This window comes from Rhizobium sp. CB3060 (assembly GCF_025200735.1).
In the GTDB taxonomy this organism is placed as follows: domain Bacteria; phylum Pseudomonadota; class Alphaproteobacteria; order Rhizobiales; family Rhizobiaceae; genus Rhizobium.
In genome coordinates this window covers 2,031,345-2,052,037 of the sequence record NZ_CP104158.1, presented here as the reverse complement: position 1 = coordinate 2,052,037, position 20,693 = coordinate 2,031,345, and the positions used below count along the sequence as shown (strand labels likewise).

The 20,693-nt window shown below is 58.4% G+C and carries 24 protein-coding genes; 20 read left to right on the top strand and 4 right to left on the bottom strand.

Annotated elements, in window-relative coordinates:
• The first annotated feature begins 6 nt into the window (after positions 1-6).
• The 4 genes from N2601_RS09960 to N2601_RS09945 all read left to right on the top strand — a co-directional run bounded on the left by N2601_RS09960 (position 7) and on the right by N2601_RS09945 (position 1,741).
• Positions 7-438 carry a phage tail terminator-like protein gene (locus N2601_RS09960; protein WP_104823645.1) on the top strand — a complete coding sequence of 144 codons (432 nt, stop codon included), beginning with the start codon at positions 7-9 and terminating at the stop codon, positions 436-438.
• Between the two features lie 3 nt (positions 439-441).
• On the top strand, positions 442-927 hold the full coding sequence (locus N2601_RS09955) for a hypothetical protein (protein ID WP_104823644.1): 486 nt from the start codon (positions 442-444) through the stop codon (positions 925-927).
• A gap of 83 nt (positions 928-1,010) precedes the next feature.
• The gene (locus N2601_RS09950; RefSeq protein WP_104823643.1) at positions 1,011-1,412 is read left to right on the top strand and encodes a hypothetical protein; all 402 of its coding nucleotides are present in this window, start codon (positions 1,011-1,013) and stop codon (positions 1,410-1,412) included.
• Between the two features lie 23 nt (positions 1,413-1,435).
• Positions 1,436-1,741, top strand: coding sequence for a phage tail assembly chaperone (locus tag N2601_RS09945; RefSeq protein ID WP_104823642.1), 306 nt, complete (start codon positions 1,436-1,438; stop codon positions 1,739-1,741).
• Between the two features lie 19 nt (positions 1,742-1,760).
• Here the strand turns inward: N2601_RS09945 and N2601_RS09940 are convergent, their stop codons facing one another.
• Both N2601_RS09940 and N2601_RS09935 read right to left on the bottom strand, forming a co-directional pair.
• A complete protein-coding gene (locus N2601_RS09940; RefSeq protein WP_104823641.1) occupies positions 1,761-2,567 on the bottom strand; it encodes a hypothetical protein in 807 nt (268 codons plus the stop codon).
• A 154-nt stretch (positions 2,568-2,721) separates the two neighbouring features.
• Positions 2,722-3,138, bottom strand: coding sequence for a hypothetical protein (locus N2601_RS09935; RefSeq protein ID WP_158704477.1), 417 nt, complete (start codon positions 3,136-3,138; stop codon positions 2,722-2,724).
• A gap of 78 nt (positions 3,139-3,216) precedes the next feature.
• On the opposite strand from N2601_RS09935, the gene N2601_RS09930 reads away from it, so the two are divergent.
• Positions 3,217-3,426, top strand: a complete 210-nt coding sequence (locus N2601_RS09930; RefSeq protein ID WP_104823639.1) for a hypothetical protein — start codon at positions 3,217-3,219, stop codon at positions 3,424-3,426.
• On the opposite strand, the gene N2601_RS09925 is transcribed toward N2601_RS09930, so the two are convergent.
• The gene (locus tag N2601_RS09925; RefSeq protein WP_104823638.1) at positions 3,423-4,100 is read right to left on the bottom strand and encodes a transposase; all 678 of its coding nucleotides are present in this window, start codon (positions 4,098-4,100) and stop codon (positions 3,423-3,425) included. The genes N2601_RS09930 and N2601_RS09925 overlap by 4 nt on opposite strands.
• Before the next feature lie 83 nt (positions 4,101-4,183).
• Positions 4,184-4,474 carry a hypothetical protein gene (locus N2601_RS09920; RefSeq protein WP_104823637.1) on the bottom strand — a complete coding sequence of 97 codons (291 nt, stop codon included), beginning with the start codon at positions 4,472-4,474 and terminating at the stop codon, positions 4,184-4,186.
• 23 nt (positions 4,475-4,497) lie between these two features.
• Here N2601_RS09920 and N2601_RS09915 point away from each other — a divergent pair, with 23 nt between their 5' ends.
• The 15 genes from N2601_RS09915 to N2601_RS09845 all read left to right on the top strand — a co-directional run bounded on the left by N2601_RS09915 (position 4,498) and on the right by N2601_RS09845 (position 20,628).
• Positions 4,498-6,885 carry a phage tail length tape measure family protein gene (locus N2601_RS09915; RefSeq protein ID WP_104823636.1) on the top strand — a complete coding sequence of 796 codons (2,388 nt, stop codon included), beginning with the start codon at positions 4,498-4,500 and terminating at the stop codon, positions 6,883-6,885.
• Positions 6,885-7,529, top strand: coding sequence for a hypothetical protein (locus tag N2601_RS09910; protein ID WP_104823635.1), 645 nt, complete (start codon positions 6,885-6,887; stop codon positions 7,527-7,529). The genes N2601_RS09915 and N2601_RS09910 overlap by 1 nt, the downstream gene beginning before the upstream one ends.
• Positions 7,530-7,532: 3 nt before the next feature.
• On the top strand, positions 7,533-8,156 hold the full coding sequence (locus N2601_RS09905) for a hypothetical protein (RefSeq protein WP_104823634.1): 624 nt from the start codon (positions 7,533-7,535) through the stop codon (positions 8,154-8,156).
• Complete coding sequence (locus tag N2601_RS09900; protein ID WP_104823633.1) at positions 8,153-8,578, top strand: DUF6950 family protein; 426 nt, start codon at positions 8,153-8,155, stop codon at positions 8,576-8,578. Before N2601_RS09905 ends, N2601_RS09900 begins: the two co-directional genes overlap by 4 nt.
• 106 nt (positions 8,579-8,684) lie before the next feature.
• The gene (locus N2601_RS09895; RefSeq protein WP_260303050.1) at positions 8,685-14,708 is read left to right on the top strand and encodes a phage tail protein; all 6,024 of its coding nucleotides are present in this window, start codon (positions 8,685-8,687) and stop codon (positions 14,706-14,708) included.
• Positions 14,709-14,712: 4 nt separating this feature from the next.
• Positions 14,713-15,144 carry a hypothetical protein gene (locus tag N2601_RS09890; protein WP_158704475.1) on the top strand — a complete coding sequence of 144 codons (432 nt, stop codon included), beginning with the start codon at positions 14,713-14,715 and terminating at the stop codon, positions 15,142-15,144.
• Complete coding sequence (locus tag N2601_RS09885) at positions 15,134-15,553, top strand: hypothetical protein (RefSeq protein ID WP_104823630.1); 420 nt, start codon at positions 15,134-15,136, stop codon at positions 15,551-15,553. The genes N2601_RS09890 and N2601_RS09885 overlap by 11 nt, the downstream gene beginning before the upstream one ends.
• Positions 15,554-15,571: 18 nt before the next feature.
• Positions 15,572-16,225 carry a DUF4376 domain-containing protein gene (locus N2601_RS09880; protein ID WP_104823629.1) on the top strand — a complete coding sequence of 218 codons (654 nt, stop codon included), beginning with the start codon at positions 15,572-15,574 and terminating at the stop codon, positions 16,223-16,225.
• A gap of 12 nt (positions 16,226-16,237) precedes the next feature.
• Positions 16,238-16,453, top strand: a complete 216-nt coding sequence (locus N2601_RS09875) for a hypothetical protein (RefSeq protein WP_104823628.1) — start codon at positions 16,238-16,240, stop codon at positions 16,451-16,453.
• 156 nt (positions 16,454-16,609) lie between these two features.
• Positions 16,610-17,242: a hypothetical protein gene (locus N2601_RS09870; protein ID WP_104823627.1), complete on the top strand. Its 633-nt coding sequence runs from the start codon at positions 16,610-16,612 to the stop codon at positions 17,240-17,242.
• A 62-nt stretch (positions 17,243-17,304) separates the two neighbouring features.
• Positions 17,305-17,622, top strand: coding sequence for a cell wall anchor protein (locus tag N2601_RS09865; protein WP_104823626.1), 318 nt, complete (start codon positions 17,305-17,307; stop codon positions 17,620-17,622).
• A 25-nt stretch (positions 17,623-17,647) separates the two neighbouring features.
• Positions 17,648-17,899 carry a hypothetical protein gene (locus N2601_RS09860; RefSeq protein ID WP_104823625.1) on the top strand — a complete coding sequence of 84 codons (252 nt, stop codon included), beginning with the start codon at positions 17,648-17,650 and terminating at the stop codon, positions 17,897-17,899.
• Positions 17,900-17,967: 68 nt separating this feature from the next.
• Positions 17,968-18,297 (top strand): hypothetical protein, encoded by a 330-nt coding sequence (locus N2601_RS09855; RefSeq protein WP_104823624.1) that lies wholly within the window; start codon positions 17,968-17,970, stop codon positions 18,295-18,297.
• Between the two features lie 305 nt (positions 18,298-18,602).
• The gene (locus tag N2601_RS09850) at positions 18,603-19,691 is read left to right on the top strand and encodes an NAD(P)H-dependent flavin oxidoreductase (protein WP_104823623.1); all 1,089 of its coding nucleotides are present in this window, start codon (positions 18,603-18,605) and stop codon (positions 19,689-19,691) included.
• 76 nt (positions 19,692-19,767) lie between these two features.
• The gene (locus N2601_RS09845; RefSeq protein WP_104823622.1) at positions 19,768-20,628 is read left to right on the top strand and encodes a sugar phosphate isomerase/epimerase family protein; all 861 of its coding nucleotides are present in this window, start codon (positions 19,768-19,770) and stop codon (positions 20,626-20,628) included.
• The last annotated feature ends 65 nt before the right edge of the window (positions 20,629-20,693 follow it).

The window sequence follows — 20,693 nt, the reverse complement described above, 5'->3', positions numbered from 1 at the left end:
TGACTGATGGCGACTGGAACGGACGCACTCATTCTGGCTGCGCTGCTGGACTATCTGGCGGTGCTGAGCTTCAGCCCGCCGCTGCCGGTGGCGCAGCCGGGCATTGCCTTTCCGCCGGCGGGGCAAGCTAAGCCGGATAATTATTTGGCCGTCAGCTTTCTGCCCAACCGCCCCCGGCAGGTGACGCTTGGCGACGATCCGCAGCAGAAGCTCGGGCTTTTGCAGGTTTCCGTCTATTGGAAGGCCGGCGGCGGGCTGATCAAGCCACTCGATGCTGCCGGCCAAGTCATCGACCATTTCAACAACAAGACGCTGTTCGCCTCTGGCGTGAAGATCACGATTAGCGGCGAGCCGTGGGCCGCAGGCCCGATCCAAGAGGATGACCGCGTGCAGATACCGGTCACCATTCCCTACACCGCCTTTGAACCGGAGACATGATCCATGGCGAACAAAAGCACGAAGAAGGGCTCGAAAGTCTACGTATGCGAGACGCCCCAGAATACCGATCTCACGGCCACCGCCTATGCCGCGCTGACCTGGGTGCAGGTGGGCAAGGTTGGCAAGGTCGGCGATTTCGGCTCGGAATCCACCATCAACAACTACAACACGCTGGATGAGCCGGTGCAGCAGAAGCAGAAGGGCGTTTCCAACGCCGGCGATCCGGAGCTCGAAGTCGCCTCCATCGCCGACGATCCCGGCCAGGACATTCTGCGCACCTTCGGCGACCCCCTCAACGTCAACAACATGGCGATCAAGGTCGAGCGCAACGACGCGCCGCAGGGCAAGACCAACACGGTGTTCTATTCGCGCGGCGTCGTTTCCGGCCCGCTCTATCCCGGCGGCGGCTCCGACGATTTCGATCTGGAGAAGTTCAAGGTCGGCCTCAACCAGTTGCCGATCCGCGTCGATCCCGTCACCACGCCGTAAGCGCGATCTTACGGAACCTTGCGCGCGTCGCTCTCCTGCGGCGCGCGGCCACTTTCAAATGTCCCAACCGATAAGGTGTTTCCTTGGATATCTCCAGTCTCGTCAATTCCGAAGATCTCTTCGAGCTGCAGCTCCTGCATCCGGCAACCGAGGAGCCGCTCGGCATCTCCTTCATGATCCGCTCGGCCGAGAGCAACGAGGTGAAGAAGATCGTTCGCCAGCATAGCGACCGCTTCCTCGCCAGCCGCAAGAAGAAGCTGACCACCAGCAAGGTCGAGGCCGAATATCTCGACAAGGCAGCCGCCGCCATCGCCTCCTGGAGCTGGGGCGAGCAGCAGTGGAAGGGCGAGCAGCCGATACTCTCCTTCGAGAGGGCCCGTGAAGTCGTCGAGGAAGCCGGCTGGATCTACGATCAGGTGGCCGGCGCCTCGGAGGACCGCGCAAATTTTATGAAGAGCTTGCCGAAGGGCTTTCAGAAGCCGTAAGGGTCGTTGCACGCTATGATTGCGTGCGCGATACAAACGGTGAGACCCGGCGCGAGCGCAACGAGGCCTTCGAGCTTTTAAGCCCGGAGGCCGAGGTGCCGGAGGCCGGCCATGCGCTCTGGGACTGGTTCTGGGACCTGCGCTCGGCGCGGGCCCCCGGCTTTTCCGGCCCGGCGCCGCTCTCCCATCAGGAAATGCTCGCCTGGCTGCATCTGACCGGCAACCTCCTGCGCCGCGAGGACATCGCCGTGCTGAAGGCCATGGACGGGCGCTATTGCCAGGCGGTGGAGGAGGAGACGGAGGCGATCAGGGCGCGGGAGGCGGGGTAGAGGGTCTCGCTATAGAATTTCAGTAGGTGAGTCTCACATTGTCTACAGCAGCGCCGGCGTCAGTACCTTGTATGCCGACGTAGCTGCAGGCCGCTTCAATCCGCTGATATCGGCTTTGGACGATGGCGTTTGTGCTCAAGTAGACATAAAATTCTACCGGCTTCAGAACGCCTTGATCGAATTGCTTCAGCTTCTCTTCCCGCATCGAAATGCTGTCGTCGGTCTTTTCAAGGTAGCTTGCGAACGCACTGCGACCCATTGGAAATTGGGCTTTGGAATGGTCAACTTGCGTATAGGTAGCTGATGAACCGAGGCGGAATTTCAGTGCAGCTTCGCAGGTTGCCACCATTGTCAGCGCCGCCGCAGGTTTTGATGGTGTGGCCGCTTTCCACTCACTCGTGTTTTGAGGGAGAGGCCTCTTTTCTGGCTCAGTATAGCCAAACTCTTGGTTGCACGCGTCAACCTCTTTGACCGCTGCAGAGGTCATTTTGTCGAAGAAGTCGGTAGTTTCTCCTGCGTTGAATAGCTTCACGTCTTTCCAGAGACGAAAGCAGAACGAGGCTCGAATATCAGGAAACTCCGCTCGGCAATCATCCGCTTCGGCAACCATGAGAGCTAATGAACCATATGTCTTTTCTCCTGCTTTCGCACGGACTTCTTCTCTTAGTGCATCGGTGCATTTGAATTTTCGTTCGGCAAGCTTGGCAGCCTTCTCCTCCTGCCATGCCTGGTAGTATTGCCAACCAGCAATACCGCCGACAATCGCGGCGCTCGCGATTACCACTGCGCATGCGGTTGCGATCAAAGCCTTTAGCCAAACGTCCATAAGTGTCTCTCAGAAATTTTAAGGAGTACAAGTGCGGATGCCGTGACTTCAGCTGAACAGCCGCCTGAATGTGTCGCGAATCCATCCCGTATAAGGAAGCGCACGCGGAGAATGCAGCCAGAAGTAGTTGAAGCCTCATAGTCGCCCGCTTTTCTTAGCGTTGCGTCTCTAACCAGTCCGCGTTCGTTTTGCCGTCGACCATTACGTAGAGACGGTCCGCTCTGGAGGTGTCTTCATTGTCAGTTGGATATTGACATCTGGAGGTGCCGCGAATTGGTGTGCCATAAGCGTTAGGAGCATCGTAAGTTATAAGAACCTCAAACATCAGAGGTTTTACCCGGCCTTGGTCAAAATCCTTCATCCTGGCTCCCTGGATGAGCGGCCCATATTCGTCTCCCGCCAAATAGCGTTTGTAGTCGGCGCGGTTGAGAGGCTCGTTGGATTCTTTGATTTCGACCCGCTTGTATCCTGCCGGTGCTAAAAGTCTCAATTTCAAAACTTCTTCGCACACGGTCACTAATTTCGAATCAGAAGAGCTACAGCCGCCAATGGCTGGCAGCAAAAAAGCCACGCTGACTAATCTCCACAATCTAATCACGAAATCCCCCATTCAAAGCGCAGGGTTGTATTTCGCATGTTTTGAAAAGGTATGCCAGTGACAGATATTGCAACTTTGGGCGTGAAATTCACAATCGTTGGTGCCGATCAGGTCGCCACGGGGATGAATCGTGTTGCCGTTGCGGCAAACAAAGTGGAGTCGGAAGTTGGGGCTGCGGCGCGCGCGATTGGTACGCTAGGCGGCAAGGCGGCCGCAAGTACAGGAGCCATCGGCAAGGGAATTACGGTGACAGTGCATTAATTCTCTCCAATGACGGCTTTGGGTTTGCGGCCACGACGAGCCGGCTTGAGGGTGGCGTCGGTGAGGTCTTCGAGCCGATCGAAAAAGTCGGTATTGCCGATGGGGCGACCGATGCTTTCGGCATGGCGAAGCGCGGCAAACGCCATCTCTTCCTCTCCCGCAGTGAGGAGGGCGGCGAAATCGGGAAAGCGAGCGCGAACCGGTGTTGTGGTCGTGACGCCGTCATCCTCAATCAGTCCAAGTTGGGCCGCGACACTCGACCATCGCCAATCGGCAGCCCGTTCGACAAGGCGTGCACGCACGGGATTGAGGGCGACGTAGCGGAGCGCTGCTGCCAGATGTTCTTCATCCATGGGGACACAACCGAAGCGGCCCTGCCAGAAATGGCCGGTCCGGCGCAGTCTTGCATGGATATGGCCGGCATAGGCGCGATGTACGCGAGATAGAGCCCGGCGAATGCCGTCGGCATCCGCCGGCACGAGAATGAGGTGAACATGGTTCGGCATCAACACCCAGCCCCAGACCTCGACGTCGGCGGCACGGCAATGATGAGCCAGCAGATCGCGATAGAGCGCATAGTCATCATCGCAGAAGAAGGTTTGCGCCCGCCCGTTGCCGCGTTGGGTGACGTGATGTGGAATATCAGGGACAACGATACGAGCGAGACGGGCCATTGGTTGTGTTGATCAGATATGAAATCTTATTTGAGTGCACTGTCACCGTAATTCTATGTCACCGTAATTCTAGACGTAGCCCCTTAGAGATAACCTAGTGCTCGGCAGTTTCTTAGAATATTGCGAGAATAATCGTTATCGGTGATACGTTTACCAAGTTCATCATTGATAAGGCTGCAATAGGTTCGCACTCGCTCAGGCTCATTGTCATTTGCTGAGGCAAGATCAAAAAGCTCTTTTCTGGCTTCTTCTGTCGAGGCCGCAGTTCTGTTTGTCGCCTGATTTTTTTCGAAAGCGTTCCATCCGAAGTAAGCGCCTCCCGCGATGATCACTATACACGTGGCTGCGATTAGACCCTTCAACCCACTAGCCATAACACGTTCTCCGCGAATTCGTTATGCGTATCTCTTGCACCTTTTCGAAAGGTTTACCAGTGATCGATATTGCAACTCTTGGCTTAAAAGTTATTTTTCTTGGCGGTGATGAAGCCGCCGCCGAGATGACGCGTATAGGTTCAGCTTCAGACCGGGCCGGAACAGCGATAGGGGCGGCAGGGCGTGCGTTGGAAGTGATGACTGGTAAAGCAGCAGGCTCTCTTGGGCCTCTTTCCAGTTCTCGCGCCCGCGTTGCCATGCTGGGTGACAGCTACCGTGGGCTCGCTGCTGCTATCGACAAAAGCAAAAGTTCTGCTGGTGCGGCAGATTCTCAGAATGCTTCTAGCATAGTCTCTGCAGATGCGCTTGCGGCAGCAAACAAAAACGTCGGCAAGTCCCTCGTGGATATTGCTACTCAAATTGCAAGTGGGCAGTCACCATTCCTTGTCGCTCTTCAGCAAGGTAGAGAACTGGGAGCGTTGCTCGGCGCCTCGGGCGGTGGCCTGAAAGGTGCGTTCGACGTACTAAGCAACGCAATAGGAAGTATGCTAAACCCGACAACGCTATTGGTTTCAGGTTTGGTGGGGGGCGCAGCGGCGCTCATCCAGTATTTCGCAAGTGCTGCAGATAGCGGTAAAAAGGCGAATGAGCAGCTACAAAACGAAGTGCGTCTTATCCAAAGTATAGCTGAAAAATGGGGGGACGCGCTTCCTCAATTAAAGAGGTACGCAGATGAGCGCGAGCGAATTGCGAGCGACAAAGATATAGTAAGTGCCTCTGCCGCCGCCGCAGAAGCTCAGTGGTCGAGCCTGCGCGCAACTGCAGGCGATCTAAGAATCAACTTCGCCGACCTCGTATCTCTATTGCAGGCTGCTGGAGCGGAAGTCGAGGATATTTCTGCGCTCCAGCGTTCCTTTAACGAGCTGGCCGAAGGAATTGAGAAGGGAACAGCGACAGCAGAGAATGCAAAACGCGTACAACGCGAACTTGCTGATTTAGCATTGGCAACGGGTATTCCGGCGGTCGCTGCCTTCGCCGAACAATTTAGTACGCTATCAAGTCAAATTGCTGAGGCATCAGATAAAGCCTCCGCTTTTCGACAAGAGGCAGCAGTTTTGACAAAACTAATACCTAACTTGCCGCCTCTGGGTCAGTTAAATCCAATTATTTCTGGTGATGGTCGTTTCATAACTGATGCGAATGAACAGCAAAATTATCGAGCTGAGGAATTCGACAGGCAAAATCCGCGGGTTCTTAGCAGTAGTGTTTACGTTCCTGTGCCATTGCCCGAGAAGCGTCCAAACGTTGAGGCTGAGCGCTTGCCGGGAGAACATTCCGGTCGAAGCGCATTTGCTCGAACTGGTGGCGTTGAAAAAAGCAACGACTATCAAAGTGAACTTCGATCAATCGTAGAGCGGACAAACGCAATCAAATCTGAAACTGCTGTGCAAGCGAATTTGAATCCAGTGCTTGATGACTATGGTAACGCACAGACCAAGGCTAAAGCAGCAGCCGATCTTCTTGCCGCGGCGGAAAAGCAGAAACTGGCAATAACGCCAGCCCTCAACGCACAGATTAACGAAACTGCTGCTGCGTATGCCAATGCCGTGGCGGAACAGAATCGTCAGACTGAGGCTACAAAAAGGGCCCAAGAGGCGATGAGCTTCGCTAAGGATTTAACCAAGGGCTTCATCACCGATCTCAAAACCGGGTTGCAGAATGGTGAATCCTTCTGGAAATCCTTCGGCAATGCGGCAGTAAATGTGCTCAACAAGATATCAGATAAGCTTCTTAACGATGTTCTGGACAGCCTCTTCAAGGTCAACAGTGCCGCGAGTGGCGGCGGTGGTATTGGCGGCTTCTTCTCAAGCCTGCTCGGATTTGGCGGCGGCGGCGGTTTCAACATCGGCTCGAATGCAACCGTGCCCATCTCCGGCTTCGATCCCTTCAGCGTTCTACCCGCTGGATGGGCCGATGGCGGCTATACCGGCTCTGGCGGCAAGCATGAGCCGGCCGGCATCGTTCATGCCGGCGAGGTCGTCTGGAGCCAGAAGGATATCGCCCGGGCGGGCGGCGTCGGCGTTGTCGAGGCGATGCGGCTTGGCCGGCGCGGCTATGCCGATGGCGGCGTCGTCGGCGAGGGCGGGCCGCAATTTGTGAGAGCGCAGCCGGATGCCGCCGTTCCCAATCGCCGCCTCAAGGCCGTCAATCAGAACAGTGCCTCGGGCGCCAATTCCGATGTGCATGTCACGGTCGGAGTTTCCGTCGATGAGAACGGCAATCTGAAGGCCTATGTGAAGAATGTCGCCCAGAGCGAAGCGCAGACTTCGACACGGCAGGGGCTGAATGATTTCAATCAGCAGCTTCCCGATCGCGTCGCGCAGATCAACCGCAATCCCCGGAGGCGTTGATGGCCGTTTCCTATCCCTACAGCCTGCCGGATTTCGCCGATCTCCTGAAGATCTCCAGCGTCGTTTGGGACATCCAGCGCAATGACGAGCTTTCCGGCTCCGGCGATGGCCGGGTCTGGCAGGCGGAGCTGGCGCCGCCGCTCTGGATCGGAACGGTGACGCTGGCCGACATGTACAATGCGGAGGCGAAACAGATCGCCGCCCGCATCCGCAAACTTCACGGCGCCCAGGAGGCGCTTTTTCTTTATGATCCGCTGTCGAAATATCCGCAGGCCGACCCCGACGGGACGAAACTCGGCGCCGCGAGCGTTAGCGTGGCGGCACTCGGCGCCGACAATGCGTCGGTCAGTCTCAACGGTCTGCCGGGAGGCTATCGGCTGACTGTCGGCGACAAGATGCAGGTTGCCTATGGCGACCGCTATGCCTTTCTCGAAGTGTCGGAGACGGTGACGGCGAATGGCGCGGGCGCAACCCCCGTCTTCGGCGTCTTCCCGCATCTGCCGGCGGGCTTTGCCGCCGGTCTCGGTGTGGCGCTGCTGCGCCCGGCCTGCAAATGCCTGATCGCGCCCGGTAGCCATAATCCCGGCACCGCGAGCGGCCCGATCACCTCCGGCGCCACCTTCAAGGTCATTCAGAAGAAATAGACGATGAAGAACATCACCTCCGCCTTCTTCGCGGCGCTGACCGGCGCGCGCGACAAGGGGCTTGTGCCCCGTCGTTTCGTATGGATCACCGGCAAGGACCTCGCCAGCGGCGCACCCGCTTCGATCGGTCTTTGGACCGGCGACGACGACATCAACATCACCGTCACCTCCGGCGTCACCGGTCTGCCGGAGGCGCGGACCTATTATGGCGGCCTCAATCTCACGGTCAGCCCGATCCCGCGCACGGCGGATCTGACGATCCAGACCGTGACCATCACCATCGGCCAGATCGCGCCCGCCGTGCAGCAGCTCGTGCGCGGCTACGATCTGCGGCTGGCGCCGATCGAAATCCACGACATGTCGTTCGATACCGGCACGCGCCTGCCGAGCGCGGCGCCGGAGATAGCCTTTCTCGGCATTGCCGATGGCGCGCCGATGAAGACGCCGGCGGTCGGTCAGGACGGCGATATCGAGATTTCCGCCATCTCCGCCGCCATCGCCATGCTGGAGCGGACCAATCCGGCCAAATCCTCCTATGAAGGCCAGAAGCGCCGCAGCGGCGATGAATTTGGTCTCTATTCCAGCACCGTCGCCAACTGGCAGATTCCCTGGGGGCAGAAGTCATGACCGAGCTTGTGAGGGTCAAGAACTGGCGCGCGCGTTTCGTCGCCGAGATCGATAGGTTGAAGCGCACGCCCTTTGTCTGGGGCAGCCATGATTGCGGGCCGGGCCTTGCCGGCAATCTGGTGCTGGCGATCACCGGCGTCGATTGCGCCGCGCAGTTTCGCGGCGAGTATTCCACTGCGGCCGGCGCGCTGAAGACCATGAAGGCGGCCGGCTTCGACAATCTCGCCGATCTCGTCGCCACCATGCTGCCGGAGATCCATCCGAGCCAGGCCCATATCGGCGATATCGCCGCCATTCCGCATGAAGGTCCCTTTGGCTACGCCCTCGGTGTCGTCAATGGCGAGCGCATCTTCGTGCTGCGCGAGACCGGGCTTGGCACGGTCGATCTGCTCGACGCTACACGGGCCTTCAAGGTCGGCTGAGCCGGCCAGGACATCCCGTTTTTGTTATCACCTGTCGGTGACTTGTTGCTGCCGCTCCAGTCGGCGGCGCACCTTTTTCCATGCGCCATTCGAGGTTGCCAGATCCATGAAAATTCTGATTTTGCTCCTGAACGTTGTCGGCTTCTGGCTGATGGCGGATGCCGCGCATGCCGATCCGATCACTGCGGCGATCGCCGCGATTTCCCAATTCATCGGCTCGATCGGCGTCATCGGCAAGCTGGTACTGACCGTTGCGATTAACGTCGGCCTGTCGCTGGTCGAAAAGGCGCTGGCGAAGAAGGACCAGCCGCAGCAGGCAGGCGCCAAGCTCGAAATCAGCATGGGGGACGACCACCCCATGTCGTTCATCATCGGCAGCTACGCCACGGCTGGCCGGCGCAAATATGCCGGCTCCTGGGGCGAAGACGGCAAGACGCCGAACGCCTATTTCACCGATGTCATCGAAGTCGGCAGCCTGCCCAACTATGCCGGCGAGCGCGGCCTCACCAGCGTCTGGATCGACGATCAGCAGGTCGGCGTGCTCTGGGAAGAGCCGCATCCTGATGGGCGCGGCTTCCCGGTGCTGCAATATCGTGTGAAAGGCAAGGATTATCTCTGGATAAAATTTCTCGACGGCACCCAGTCGGGCACCGACGCATTCCTGTCCGCGAAATTCGGCGCCAATCCTGATCGCCCTTGGAAGACGACGATGATCGGCCTTGGCTGTCAGGTCGTCATTTTGACGGCACGCTACAATACCGATCTGTTCTCCGGCATCCCCGCCGGCCTCTACCAGCCGCATCCGGTGCCTCTTTACGATATCCGCAAGGATTCGTCTGTTGGCGGCAATGGCGCCCATCGCTGGGACAATCCCGCCACCTGGGAGCCGACGAGCAACCCGGCCACGATGATCTACAATCTGGCGCGTGGCGTCTACCGTGGGTCGGAATGGGTCTATGGCGGCCAGAATATCGCTGCTTTCTGCCTACCCGCCGCAAACTGGATGGCGGCGGCAAACGCTTGCGACGCCGCTGTTGCGCTCGATGGCGGCGGCAGCGAACCAGCCTTCCGCGCCGGCTACGAAGTGCAGTGCGATCAACAACCGCTCGACGTGGTCTCCGAGCTCTTGAAGGGCTGCAACGGCCGAATGGCCGAAGTTGGCGGCATCTTCAAGGTGCTGATCAGCACGCCCGGCGGCGCTGTCTATTCCTTCTCCGACGACGATATCGTCGTTACGGAGGAACAGGATTTCCAGCCGTTTCCCTCGCTTTCCGACACCTACAACGCCATTGAAGCGACCTATCCAGAACCCAGCGAGAAGTGGGCGACGAAGGATGCGCCGGGCCGCTACAATGCCGATCTGGAAGCTCAGGACGGCAATCGCCGCCTGCCGGCGCAGATCCAGTTGCCGGCCGTTCCCTTTGCCAATCAGGTGCAGCGTGTCGGCCTGGCGATGATCCAGGACTACCGGCGCTTCCGCGTGCACCAGATATCGCTACCGCCCGACGCCTATCCGCTGGAGCCGAACGATGTCGTTTCCTGGACCTCGGCACGCAACGGCTATGACGAAAAGAAATTCCTTGTCGTCAAGGTCGAGCCGCAGCCGAATTTCCTGATCGTCGTCACGCTGAAGGAAGTCGATCCTGCCGACTACGATTGGCACAGCGGTTTGCAATTGCCCTCCGCCACCGGCTGGATCGGCCCGATTACACCGCCGTCCCAGCCAATGGTCGGCTGGACCGTCGAGCCGGCAACTGTGAAAGACGCCGGCGGCATCGATCGTCGGCCGGCGATCAAGATCAGTTGCGCGGCGGACATGGACGATGTTGAGCGCGTGTGGGTGCAAGTCCGGCTAAAGGACACCGGCGATATCGTCTTCGACAGCGACAGCACTCGCTACGCTTCGCCATTCTCCTGGGTGATTTCGGGCCAGTGGATGCTGTCGAACACCGACTACGAGGCGAGGGGCCGTTATATTCCCAAATCCAATCGCGCCACGGATTGGTCGGCCTGGCTGAGCGTGAAGACGCCGAATGTCCTGATTCAAACGGGCGACGTTCTCGATGGCGCGATCATCGCCTCTAAGATCGCCGATGCGGCTGTGACCGCCGCCAAGATCATGGACGAGGCGGTTACCAATCTGAAGCTCGCCGACGAGGCGGTTTCGACGGCGAAGCTGCAGGTGGCTGCTGTTACGGCCGACGTGTTGGCGAGCGGCGCGGTGATCTCCGCCAAGCTCGCAGACGGTGCCGTGACCGCTGCAAAGCTTGCGCAGAGTGCGGTTGATGCGACCAGCCTCGCGAGTAGCATCAAGGCTGTTGAGGTCGTCTCTTCCCTTCCAACCACCGACAATGTCGAAGGCCGGCAGGTTTTTCTGACGACAGATGGGAAGCTTTATCGCTACTACGGCGGCACATGGACGGCCGCCGTCGCGGCTGGCGATGTCAACGGGACGCTGAACGCTTCACAAATCGCGGATGGCGCGATCACGAATAATAAGCTGGCGGCTCTGGCGGTCGATGCGAGTAAACTTGCCGATGGTTCAGTGAGTGCCGCAAAGCTTGCGGCAAATGCGGTCGATACGACCAAGTTCGCTTCCGATATTCGGCCGGTGGAAATTGTTTCGAGCTTACCGACGACGGGCAATGTCGAGGGCCGAACAGTCTATCTGACGACGGATGACAAGCTCTACCGGCATACCGGCAGTGCCTGGACGGCAGCGACAGCGGCTGCTGACATCGCTGGTCAGATCGTCGGAACACAGATTTCCGACGGCGCTGTCTCCACGCCGAAGCTCGCGGCCGGTTCGGTCACGGCCAATGCGCTCGCCGCCGGCGCCGTCACTGCCGACAAGATCGCCGCCAACAGCATCACGGCCGGACAGATTGCTGCCGGCGCGATCGGGGCGATGCAACTCGCCGCAAGCGCGGTGACGGCCAAGTCGGTCGCAATCGGTGACTTCGCCAACATGATCACCAACCCGTTCTTTGACCAGGGAGCGGCGGGCACGGACGGTTGGCTGCTGGGCGGCACGATCGCACCCAGCCGGATTGTGGGAGCATCCGGAGATCCCGCGCCAAATTATATCCGCATTCCGGACGCGAATGGCGGGATTGACTACGCCATCTTCGACCCTGGACAGGCCACTACGGGTTCAATGCCCTGCTCGGCCGGGGACAGTTACTATGTCGAGTTCTATATCCGGAAAAACGGTGCACCCACAGCGTCATTCGGCTCGTACCTGTCGGTCTCTGATCGCACGAGCGCGAACACTGTATGGCCACAGGTGTATTTTGCTCTCGCTGCCAACGTTCCCACGGTTTGGACGAAGGTGCAGGCGCTGGTGAACATCCCCGCCACCGTGGCGAACAATGGTATCCCGGCAAGGTTCAACCTTCAGCTCACCGCGCGCCCCGGCACGGCCGACAACAGTGGGTCCTACGACATCGCTAAGCCGGTTTTGCGCAAGGCCACCGGCGCGGTCATGATCGAAGATGGCGCGGTGACGGCCTCTAAGGTTGCCGCCAACGCCATCACGGCCGACAAGATCGCGGCGAATGCCATCACAGCGCGCAGTCTCGTTCTACAGGATTGGGAAAACCTCATTCCTGATAACCAGATGCAAAGTTCCGATTCTTGGTTCTCCAGACCCGCCAATGCGGTCATCAACCCGGTGGCGACACAGCCATTCAACAGCAAGGGTTCGCTTGATTACACCTATGTTGTGGGTCCCGGCTACCAACTAATCGTCCAGTCGGATGCGTTTCCGATCGTCGCGGGGCAGCAGTATCTTGTGTCGTGCCAAGCGATCCGAACGTCCGGTACGAAGATGGGAGTGTGGGCGCGCGTTCACTGGACAGACACCACAGGTCAGCTCCTGAACCCTGATGTTTATCCCGCCATTTTCGACACCTCGGGAGGCACGACAGTTTCCGGGCTTCAGGCCTATACGGTTACGATGACCCCACCCGTGAACGCTTTTGGAGCTATATTCCGTATCTACGTTCAGCGGGATTTCACAGACGGCAACATCTCGTTCGGGGGTGTTAGCTTCTTGCGCAAGGCGTCGGCTAATCTGCTGGTCGATGGCTCTGTGGTTACCGGCAAGATCGCCGCTGGGGCAGTGACGGCCGGGACCATTGCCGCGAATGCGGTCACGGCGGGCACCATCGCGGCCGGCGCAGTCTCGGCCTCGCAAATCGCAGCCGATGCGGTGACCGCAGACAAGATCGCTTCCAATGCCGTCACCACGGATGCGCTTGCGGTTGGCTCCGGCAAAAATCTACTGCAGAACGCAAGTTTCTCTATGGGTATGGATTGCTGGACCTATTTGCCGAACGGCACGATCCCCAATCAAACCTTCCGCATCCGTGCTGTCACCGAATCATGGGCTGGGCCGAACTGCCCGACTTTGATGTTGTGGCAGAACGGCGCTAATACCGGAAACAACTACTGGAGTGACATTCGTTGGGGGCGGCCCGACGCGCCGACGTTGCCGAACAACCTCAAATATGGCGTGCCCTGCGCTCCCGGTGACTGGTTCGAGGTATCAGCCTATGTCTCTGCCCATCGCTGCTTGGTTGAGCTGCGGATACAGTGGATTGCTTCAGATGGCGTAGCTGTTGGCTATACTACGACCGATCAGAACAACGGTATCGCGGGAAGTGCGACCAATCCGGACCTCTGGACACGTCTCAGGTGTGTCGGTGCGGCTCCCGCTAATACGGTCGCGGTATCAATTTATATCCGCAAATATGAAACGAGCGCCGGCCAAACCGACAGCTATATGTTCCTCAACAAGCCAATGCTGTGCCGCTGCCCCCCGAATGCAGCAGAGTTTACGCCTTGGAGTGATGGCGGCGTGGTGATGATCATGAACGGCGGTATCGTCGCCAGCGCCGTGACAGCTGACAAGATCGCCACCAATGCCGTAACCGCAGACGCGATCGCGGCCAATGCGGTCACAGCCGGCAAGATCGCGGCCGGTGCAGTCACTGCCACGACGATCGTTGCCGGCACGATCACCGGCGACAAGCTTGCCGCGAACACGATCGGCGCATCTCAGATAGCGGCAGGCGCGATCACTGCCAAGCAGCTCGTGCTGACCGACTTCTCCAACATGGCGGACAACGGCTGGCAGGCGGGCAGCATCACCGGCTGGACGACGCAGAACCTGCAGAATTTTTACAATGACAATAGCGGTGGAGATGCGGCCGGCTATTTCCTCCAGTCGCTCGGGCGAGATTGTGCCTATTCTAACTTCGTCGCGGTCTCAGCCGGAGAAACCTATGCGTTTGACGTTTGGGTCAACAACACTGATCCGAATCAGGCCAATATATATGCCTTCCCGCGCGCGCCTTCGGGGACGATCTCGCCTGTAGTGATCACCGGCACGAGCACAAAGAATGCATGGGTTCGTCTGCAAGGAAAATACACTGTTCCTTCCGGAATAACCGCTCTTGCCATGGATTTGCAGGTGAACAGGACGGCCGGCACCGGCAGCTCCTGCTTCTGGTCCAAGCCCGTTATGCGGCGTGCCATGTCGGCCGAACTGATCGTGGATGGCGCCGTTACCGCCAACAAAATCTCGGTCAACAGCCTGGATGCGCTGACCGCCAATCTCGGTGCGGTCAATATCAGCTCGGCCGTTATCGGCACGCTGCAGGTTGGCACGTCCAACATCTCCGCAGGTGCGGTCACCGGGGTTGGCGTTGGACGTATCGCCGGCACCCAGAACATCGCGGCTAACGCCACGGTCAATCTGGTGAGCTGCGTCGTCAATGTTGCCGGCGACGGTCGCGTCGTGATCGACGCCATGACGCTCGGTCAGTACAACCAGAATGGCGGCAGCCAGAACTCTCAGCCGATCGGCGTCAACATCTTCCGTGACGGGACAGCGATCTTTAGCCAGACCTACTATCTCGGTGTCGTTCAGACCGTCGTCTCCGGCACAGGCGGCAGCAATGGCAGCACCACACAGACGACCTATACGGCCGGTCTTGTGGCTGTCTCGGGCCTCTATGACGCCCCCGGCGCTGGCAACCACACCTACATCCTGCAGATCTATTGCCCCGGCAACACCATCGGCTGGAACGAAAGCAACATCACCGCAACAGCTCTCAAGAGGTAGCTCCGTGACTGCGTTAGAAGATAGAACGATCCACTACATCGTCTATGGTCCTGATGGAGCCATTCGGCAGAGCGGCGACTGTGCCTTGAGCCTGCTGCCGCACTATGCGCCGATCTATGGCCAGGGCTTCAAGGCGATCGAAGTGCCGGCCGACCAATACCGTCGTGATATCGATGCGCACTGCTATGTGCTGGATGGCGTCATCACTGCCAAGGGCACAGCGCTCGATGTCAGCGAATACACAGTCAACGCTGACGGCGTGGACGCGGTGCGCTTTGCCGTGCCGGCCGGCACGTCGGTTCTTCATGCCGGCGAGATCGTCGCGATCGAGGACAATGCCTTTGAATTCACCACCGACGTTCTTGGCGACCATCGATTTTCCTTTATCGCACCCGCCGCCTTCCATCACTTCGAGGTGACGATTCATGCTGCTTAACGTGACCGCCGATCTCACTTCGGAGCGCGTCCAGGCGCAAGCTTACATTGACAAACAGATCGGCCATGCGCGCGCTCTGTTCATCACGCTCACACCCGGTCAGGAGGCGGTCTATGCGCTGAAGCTTCGCGAGGCGCAGTTGATCGCCGCCGATCGCCAGCAAGGTGCAAATGTTGCCGAAAGCGAAACGCCACATATCTCGGCCGAGGCCGCCGAACATGGCGTTAGCCGCTTCGAAAAGGCCGTCGAAATCCTAACGCGTGACCAACATTGGGCTGTCGGCTCCCAGATGATCGAAGCCGTCCGCCGATCGGCAAACGCCGCACTTGCCGCCGCTAAAACGGCTCCCGAAATCCGCACCGCCTACGAGATCGATTGGCAGGCCGTGCGCGCCTATGCCCAAGCCTAAACAGCAGAAAGGACTGCCATGTACCGCATAGACAGCATGTATGAACCGATGGTCGAGGCGCTGCTTGCCGCTCGATCGGAAAACAAGGCCGATCGCTGGATGGCTTGCGTTGCCTTCTGGCTCGGCCGGCAGCAGATCTACAACGTGCCCGATTATTGGCTAGCGCTCGCTGCCAAGATCACGTCCGGACTGGATGCTACCGACAAGAATGCGATCCTCGATCAACTGAGCAACAAGGAAGCTAACTTGGTCAGCTCTGCCGGCGATTGGCCGGAAATGCCAGAAGGCCTCGCGGCGGTCGTCGCCGGCTGGTCTCCGGAGCCGGCTCCGGTCGATCTTTACGTCTATGCTGCGACCAAGCGGTATGCCATCGAAACGGGCGGCATCGTCTTTAACGGCACGAAGATTGCTACGGATCGGCAGAGCCAGGCACTCATCACCGGAGCCTATGCTTATGTGCAGGCTAACCCCACGGTCACCGTAAATTTCAAGACTGCAAATGGCTTCGTCATTCTGACCGTCGAGCAGGTGACGGCGATCGCCAATGCAGTCGGTGCTCACGTGCAGGCCAGCTTTGCGGCTGAGGACGCGGTAGCTCAGGCCATCGCTGCAGGCACGATCAAGACAACGGCGGATGTCGACGCCTTCGCTTGGCCGGCAATAGCGGCGTAAAAGGAGGACTTGATGTCTACCTTCGTGAACTCTCTCAAGAAGCAGAATGAGTTTCTACAAGGTGAGGTGGAGCGTTTTGCCAGCGCCGTAGACGATCTCGCCGGACAGCTCGCACAGGCGCGAGCGCAGTTGGAAGCAAAACAGCGAGTTGGAGTAGCGTCTGAAAGGTCAGAAATGGAACCTGCCGATGACACGACGATGATCGCGCCGCCCGATGAAACCGCATAGGAAGAACTTTGCCGCTCGCAGAGAGAGGCCCTTGCGAGCGTAAAAATTTCTGGTCAGCTATGAAGAAAAATGGGCGGCTAAATTGGCCGCCTGGAAGCAAATTCTAGCGATCTTCAAGGTTCGACGCCAAATTTAATATTAGTCAAAGGATCATTCATGCATCGTGCGAAATTCTTCGCGGCGGTGCGCACATCGCTGTTCAGCGGGCGGCTGTCGCAAAATCAGGTGAACGGCACGGAGGCCATCCTCGATGCCTGGGAGACGAGCCCGTTCGACGTACGCTGGCTCTCCTACATGCTAGCGACGGCTTATCACGAAAGTGACAATACGATGTGCGCCATTGTGGAAAACCTCAATTACTCGGCCGCGGGTCTCAAGGCTACATTTCCGAAATACTTTACGGCAGCGCAAGCGGCGATCTATGCCCGACAGCCACAACGTATCGCCAATCGCGCATATGCGAGCCGCATGGGCAATGGCGACGAAACGAGTGGCGACGGATGGCGCTATCGTGGACGAGGTTTGGTACAGATTACTGGTTACGAAAATTACGTGAAATACAGTATTTCTGATGAGCCCGACAAAGCACTCGATCCTGCCAAGGCTGTCGAAATCTTGTTCGACGGCATGATCAACGGCCGGTTTACAGGCAAGAAGCTGGCCGATTACTTCAGCGCTGAGGTTACCGACTGGATCGGTGCCCGCAAAGTCATCAACGGCACCGATCGAGCCGCAGGCGTTGCGGACTATGCCAAGTCCTTTGCCGCTGCGATCGAAGTGGCGCGGTAGTCTGCGTCACAAGACTGTGGCGGCTCAACACAATCATTTTTCCCCCAGAAAAGGATTGCTACATGCGTGCTCCGCTTTTAGCGGCGGCAGTCGGATTTGCTTTGTCCGGTTGTCAAACGGCGTCGCTCGATATCGCGATCCAGAAAAATCTCCCGAAGGCTTGTCAAGCGTTGGAAACTGCACATGCCGCTTTCATGTCCATTGTCGCGATTGGTACGGTCAAGCGATCGGTGATCAACAAGGAAGCGGCTGCTTATATCGGCGTGCGGAGCCTTTGCGTCGACCTCGAGCGCGAGACGGCCGCCGATGTTTTGGCACAGGTAGTGCAGGCCTACGCAACAATCGATACCGCTCTCAATATCGCCCGACAAGCGCGGTAATTTCATGCCTTCACAAAGGAGCCTTATGTTGAATACCAATGCTCTGCACAATGTTTTGAACATACTAATCACGCTGTCCGCGCTGTTGGTTGCCATTCTTCTGGCGACGGGCTGCACACAGCTAGGCGATGGCACGCTAGAATGTTCACGATCCTTTATCGGACCGAGCTACACAGCCTACGCTATCGCGGGTCTCGGCGCACTTAAGATCGTGGTCAATATTACCCGCGACGGGCTTTCCGGTTTGATCAAGCCCCAGCCGCCTGTCGGTAAATAACAGCCCTTTTTAGTTATTTTGGCGGGACGCGGTAGATTCTTGTTGCAAGGGTTTTGCGGAGATAGATCATGACGGTGAACGAATTTCTCGATGCGTTAGGCATCAAGGTCGGCGTCGTCATCGCTGGCCTCTCCGGGGGCATTTTGCGTGGCTTATCCCGCCGGCGCTATACCACCCGAGAAATTGTCGCGTCGCCCATTTGCGGGGCGCTGGCGGCGGCTTATCTGACAGAGCCAGCGCTTTATTATCTGCGCGCCATCAATTGGCCGCTACCGGAAAAGGACGCCGCGGCCATGAATGCGACGGCGTTCGTGGTTGGTGTCTGCGCCATGTGGATCGCTGACCTGATTTTCGATTCGATTTCCCGATGGATAGGAGGTGGAAGGGCCGCACCCTGACTGCCACCGCTATATGCCGTATTGTCGCGTTGATTTCAGTTTTCTCCAATGCATTCGTCGGTTTTACTGTGCCGACCATTTCCCTATCTCGCCCTCTCCTTAACGGGAGAGGCCCCCTTTTGCGTTTGTGGTTTTTGTAATCGTTCCAGGCATTGCTTTTGCTGAGGCAAGTTTATTCCGGTCGTCAGCATGAGATCTTCATTCCATCGACAACCGCTATGGATACATCTGCACTAATCATTACCGCCACCGTTACTAGGCTGATAATGATGGCAGGCGGACTTTGGAGATGAAAGGCGCTTGTGATGAGCCAATGGCCAGATACCCGGATCCTTGACCTATTCGATATCGACATTCCCATTATCCAGGCTCCCATGGCAGGCGCGACGACGCCAGAAATGGTAATTGCAGTAAGCGAGGCTGGCGGTCTCGGATCCCTGCCAAGCGCTCAATACAATCCGGAGCAACTCCGCGCGGCTCTGGATATGATAAGAGCGGCAACGAAAAAGCCAATCAATGTGAACTTCTTCGCTCACACCATGCCTGAAGACGATCCTGCGCGGCACATGGCATGGCGAGCACGGCTTGCCCTCTACTATGTCGAAGCAGGGCTTGATCCTGCCGCACCGGTTCCGGCTGGCGGACGCGCGCCATTCGATACCTCCTTCTGTGAAATCGTAGAGGCCTACCGGCCTGAGGTCGTCAGCTTTCATTTTGGACTACCGGATGCGGATCTGGTCCGACGAGTGCGGGCAACCGGAGTAAAGATAATTTCGTCAGCGACTACGGTAGCGGAGGCGCGGTGGCTTGCCGAACGTGATGTCGACGCCATCATCGCCATGGGTTTCGAGGCTGGCGGCCATCGCGGCAATTTCCTGACGCAAGATATGGCGACGCAGGTCGGCACGATGGCGCTGGTGCCGCAGATTGCCGATGCTGTCACGGTCCCCGTCATTGCCGCCGGCGGAATTGCAGATGGGCGGGGGATTGCGGCAGCTTTCGCACTTGGCGCCTCCGCCGCGCAGATCGGCACGAGCTATCTGTTTACGCCCGAGGCGAAAATTCCCGCGGTCCATCGCGCGGCACTGGAGCATGCAGGCGACGATAATACGGCGTTGACCAATGTCTTCACCGGACGGCCGGCGAGGGGTGTGATGAACCGCATCATGCGAGAGGTGGGGCCACTCTCTCATCTGGTGCCCGCGTTTCCGACGGCCGGCGGTGCCTTGGCGCCACTGCGCGCCAAGGCCGAAGCGGCTGGTTCCGGTGATTTCACCAATCTTTGGTCCGGCCAAGCCGCCAAACTGGCGCAGTCACTCCCGTCGGCTGAGTTAACCGCGGTTTTGGCGAATGATGCGATCACCGTTATGAGACGGTTGGCAGGGCGTGGCTAACCAAGTAAATAAGGCTGGCCGCTAAACTCGCTGGGCGCGCTTTTGCTCGTCGCGGGCAAAAGAGGGGGAGATATCAATGGCTTTCTCGGCTGATCTGGCAGATCGTTTTGCCGTTTCTACATGGTCGCTGCACCGCGCGCTCGGCAGCACTTATCCTTACAAGCCCGGCGGCACGGATGCCCCAGCGCGGCAACCGACTTATGGGGAAGGCTCGATCGCTCTGATCGATCTCCCGAGACAGTTTGCCGAACGCGGCATCTTCCGGATGGAAATCTGCTCGTTTCATTTGCCGAGCCGTTTGACTGCTTACATCGCCGATCTGCGGAATGCCTTCGACAAGGCAGGCGTCAAAGTGCAGACGCTGTTGGTTGAAGACGGCGATCTCAGTAATCCTGAGACGGCGGAGCGTGACGCTGAATGGATGGCGAGCTGGATCGAGGTCGCCATGGCGCTCGGCGCCGAGAATATGCGCGTGATTGCCGGTAAGGCGCAGCCGACTGACGAAGCGCTGAGCCGGGCAGAAAAACATCTTCGTTGGCTGGCCGAGCGGATTGCCGGAACCGGTATCCGACTTGTTATCGAAAACTGGTTCTCGCTGCTGCCGGGGCCGGTCGAGGTCAACCGTGTGCTTGACGCGCTTGACGGCAAGCTTGGTCTCAACGGCGATTTCGGCAATTGGAGCGGCGCGGGCAAATATGGCGATCTCGCCAAGATCATCGGTCGCGCCGAACTCTGCCATGCCAAAGCGCATTATTCGGAAACAGGCCTCGATACCGAGGATTATGTTCGCTGCGTCGAACTCTCCAATGCTGCGGGCTACAAAGGCCCGTTCACGCTGATCTACGACTCCTCGTTTTATGGGGACGAATGGTCGGGGATTTTGGAGGAGCGGGATTGTATCGCGGGCGTGTTGCGGAAGGCCACAACGGCGGCATGACGGCGCCATGATTGCTGCGGAGATCCAGCTCTGCCGCGATTATGCTTCGCGCATGGGCAAATCCC

Bases quoted from the DNA above. Each gene is read 5' to 3' on its own strand.
- N2601_RS09960 (WP_104823645.1), top strand. From the start codon at position 7: ATGGCGACTGGAACGGACGCACTCATTCTGGCTGCGCTGCTGGACTAT.
- N2601_RS09955 (WP_104823644.1), top strand. From the start codon at position 442: ATGGCGAACAAAAGCACGAAGAAGGGCTCGAAAGTCTACGTATGCGAG.
- N2601_RS09940 (WP_104823641.1), bottom strand. From the start codon at position 2,567: ATGGACGTTTGGCTAAAGGCTTTGATCGCAACCGCATGCGCAGTGGTA.
- N2601_RS09930 (WP_104823639.1), top strand. From the start codon at position 3,217: ATGCCAGTGACAGATATTGCAACTTTGGGCGTGAAATTCACAATCGTT.
- N2601_RS09925 (WP_104823638.1), bottom strand. From the start codon at position 4,100: ATGGCCCGTCTCGCTCGTATCGTTGTCCCTGATATTCCACATCACGTC.
- N2601_RS09920 (WP_104823637.1), bottom strand. From the start codon at position 4,474: ATGGCTAGTGGGTTGAAGGGTCTAATCGCAGCCACGTGTATAGTGATC.
- N2601_RS09915 (WP_104823636.1), top strand. From the start codon at position 4,498: ATGCGTATCTCTTGCACCTTTTCGAAAGGTTTACCAGTGATCGATATT.
- N2601_RS09910 (WP_104823635.1), top strand. From the start codon at position 6,885: ATGGCCGTTTCCTATCCCTACAGCCTGCCGGATTTCGCCGATCTCCTG.
- N2601_RS09905 (WP_104823634.1), top strand. From the start codon at position 7,533: ATGAAGAACATCACCTCCGCCTTCTTCGCGGCGCTGACCGGCGCGCGC.
- N2601_RS09900 (WP_104823633.1), top strand. From the start codon at position 8,153: ATGACCGAGCTTGTGAGGGTCAAGAACTGGCGCGCGCGTTTCGTCGCC.
- N2601_RS09895 (WP_260303050.1), top strand. From the start codon at position 8,685: ATGAAAATTCTGATTTTGCTCCTGAACGTTGTCGGCTTCTGGCTGATG.
- N2601_RS09885 (WP_104823630.1), top strand. From the start codon at position 15,134: ATGCTGCTTAACGTGACCGCCGATCTCACTTCGGAGCGCGTCCAGGCG.
- N2601_RS09880 (WP_104823629.1), top strand. From the start codon at position 15,572: ATGTACCGCATAGACAGCATGTATGAACCGATGGTCGAGGCGCTGCTT.
- N2601_RS09875 (WP_104823628.1), top strand. From the start codon at position 16,238: ATGTCTACCTTCGTGAACTCTCTCAAGAAGCAGAATGAGTTTCTACAA.
- N2601_RS09870 (WP_104823627.1), top strand. From the start codon at position 16,610: ATGCATCGTGCGAAATTCTTCGCGGCGGTGCGCACATCGCTGTTCAGC.
- N2601_RS09865 (WP_104823626.1), top strand. From the start codon at position 17,305: ATGCGTGCTCCGCTTTTAGCGGCGGCAGTCGGATTTGCTTTGTCCGGT.
- N2601_RS09860 (WP_104823625.1), top strand. From the start codon at position 17,648: ATGTTGAATACCAATGCTCTGCACAATGTTTTGAACATACTAATCACG.
- N2601_RS09855 (WP_104823624.1), top strand. From the start codon at position 17,968: ATGACGGTGAACGAATTTCTCGATGCGTTAGGCATCAAGGTCGGCGTC.
- N2601_RS09850 (WP_104823623.1), top strand. From the start codon at position 18,603: ATGAGCCAATGGCCAGATACCCGGATCCTTGACCTATTCGATATCGAC.
- N2601_RS09845 (WP_104823622.1), top strand. From the start codon at position 19,768: ATGGCTTTCTCGGCTGATCTGGCAGATCGTTTTGCCGTTTCTACATGG.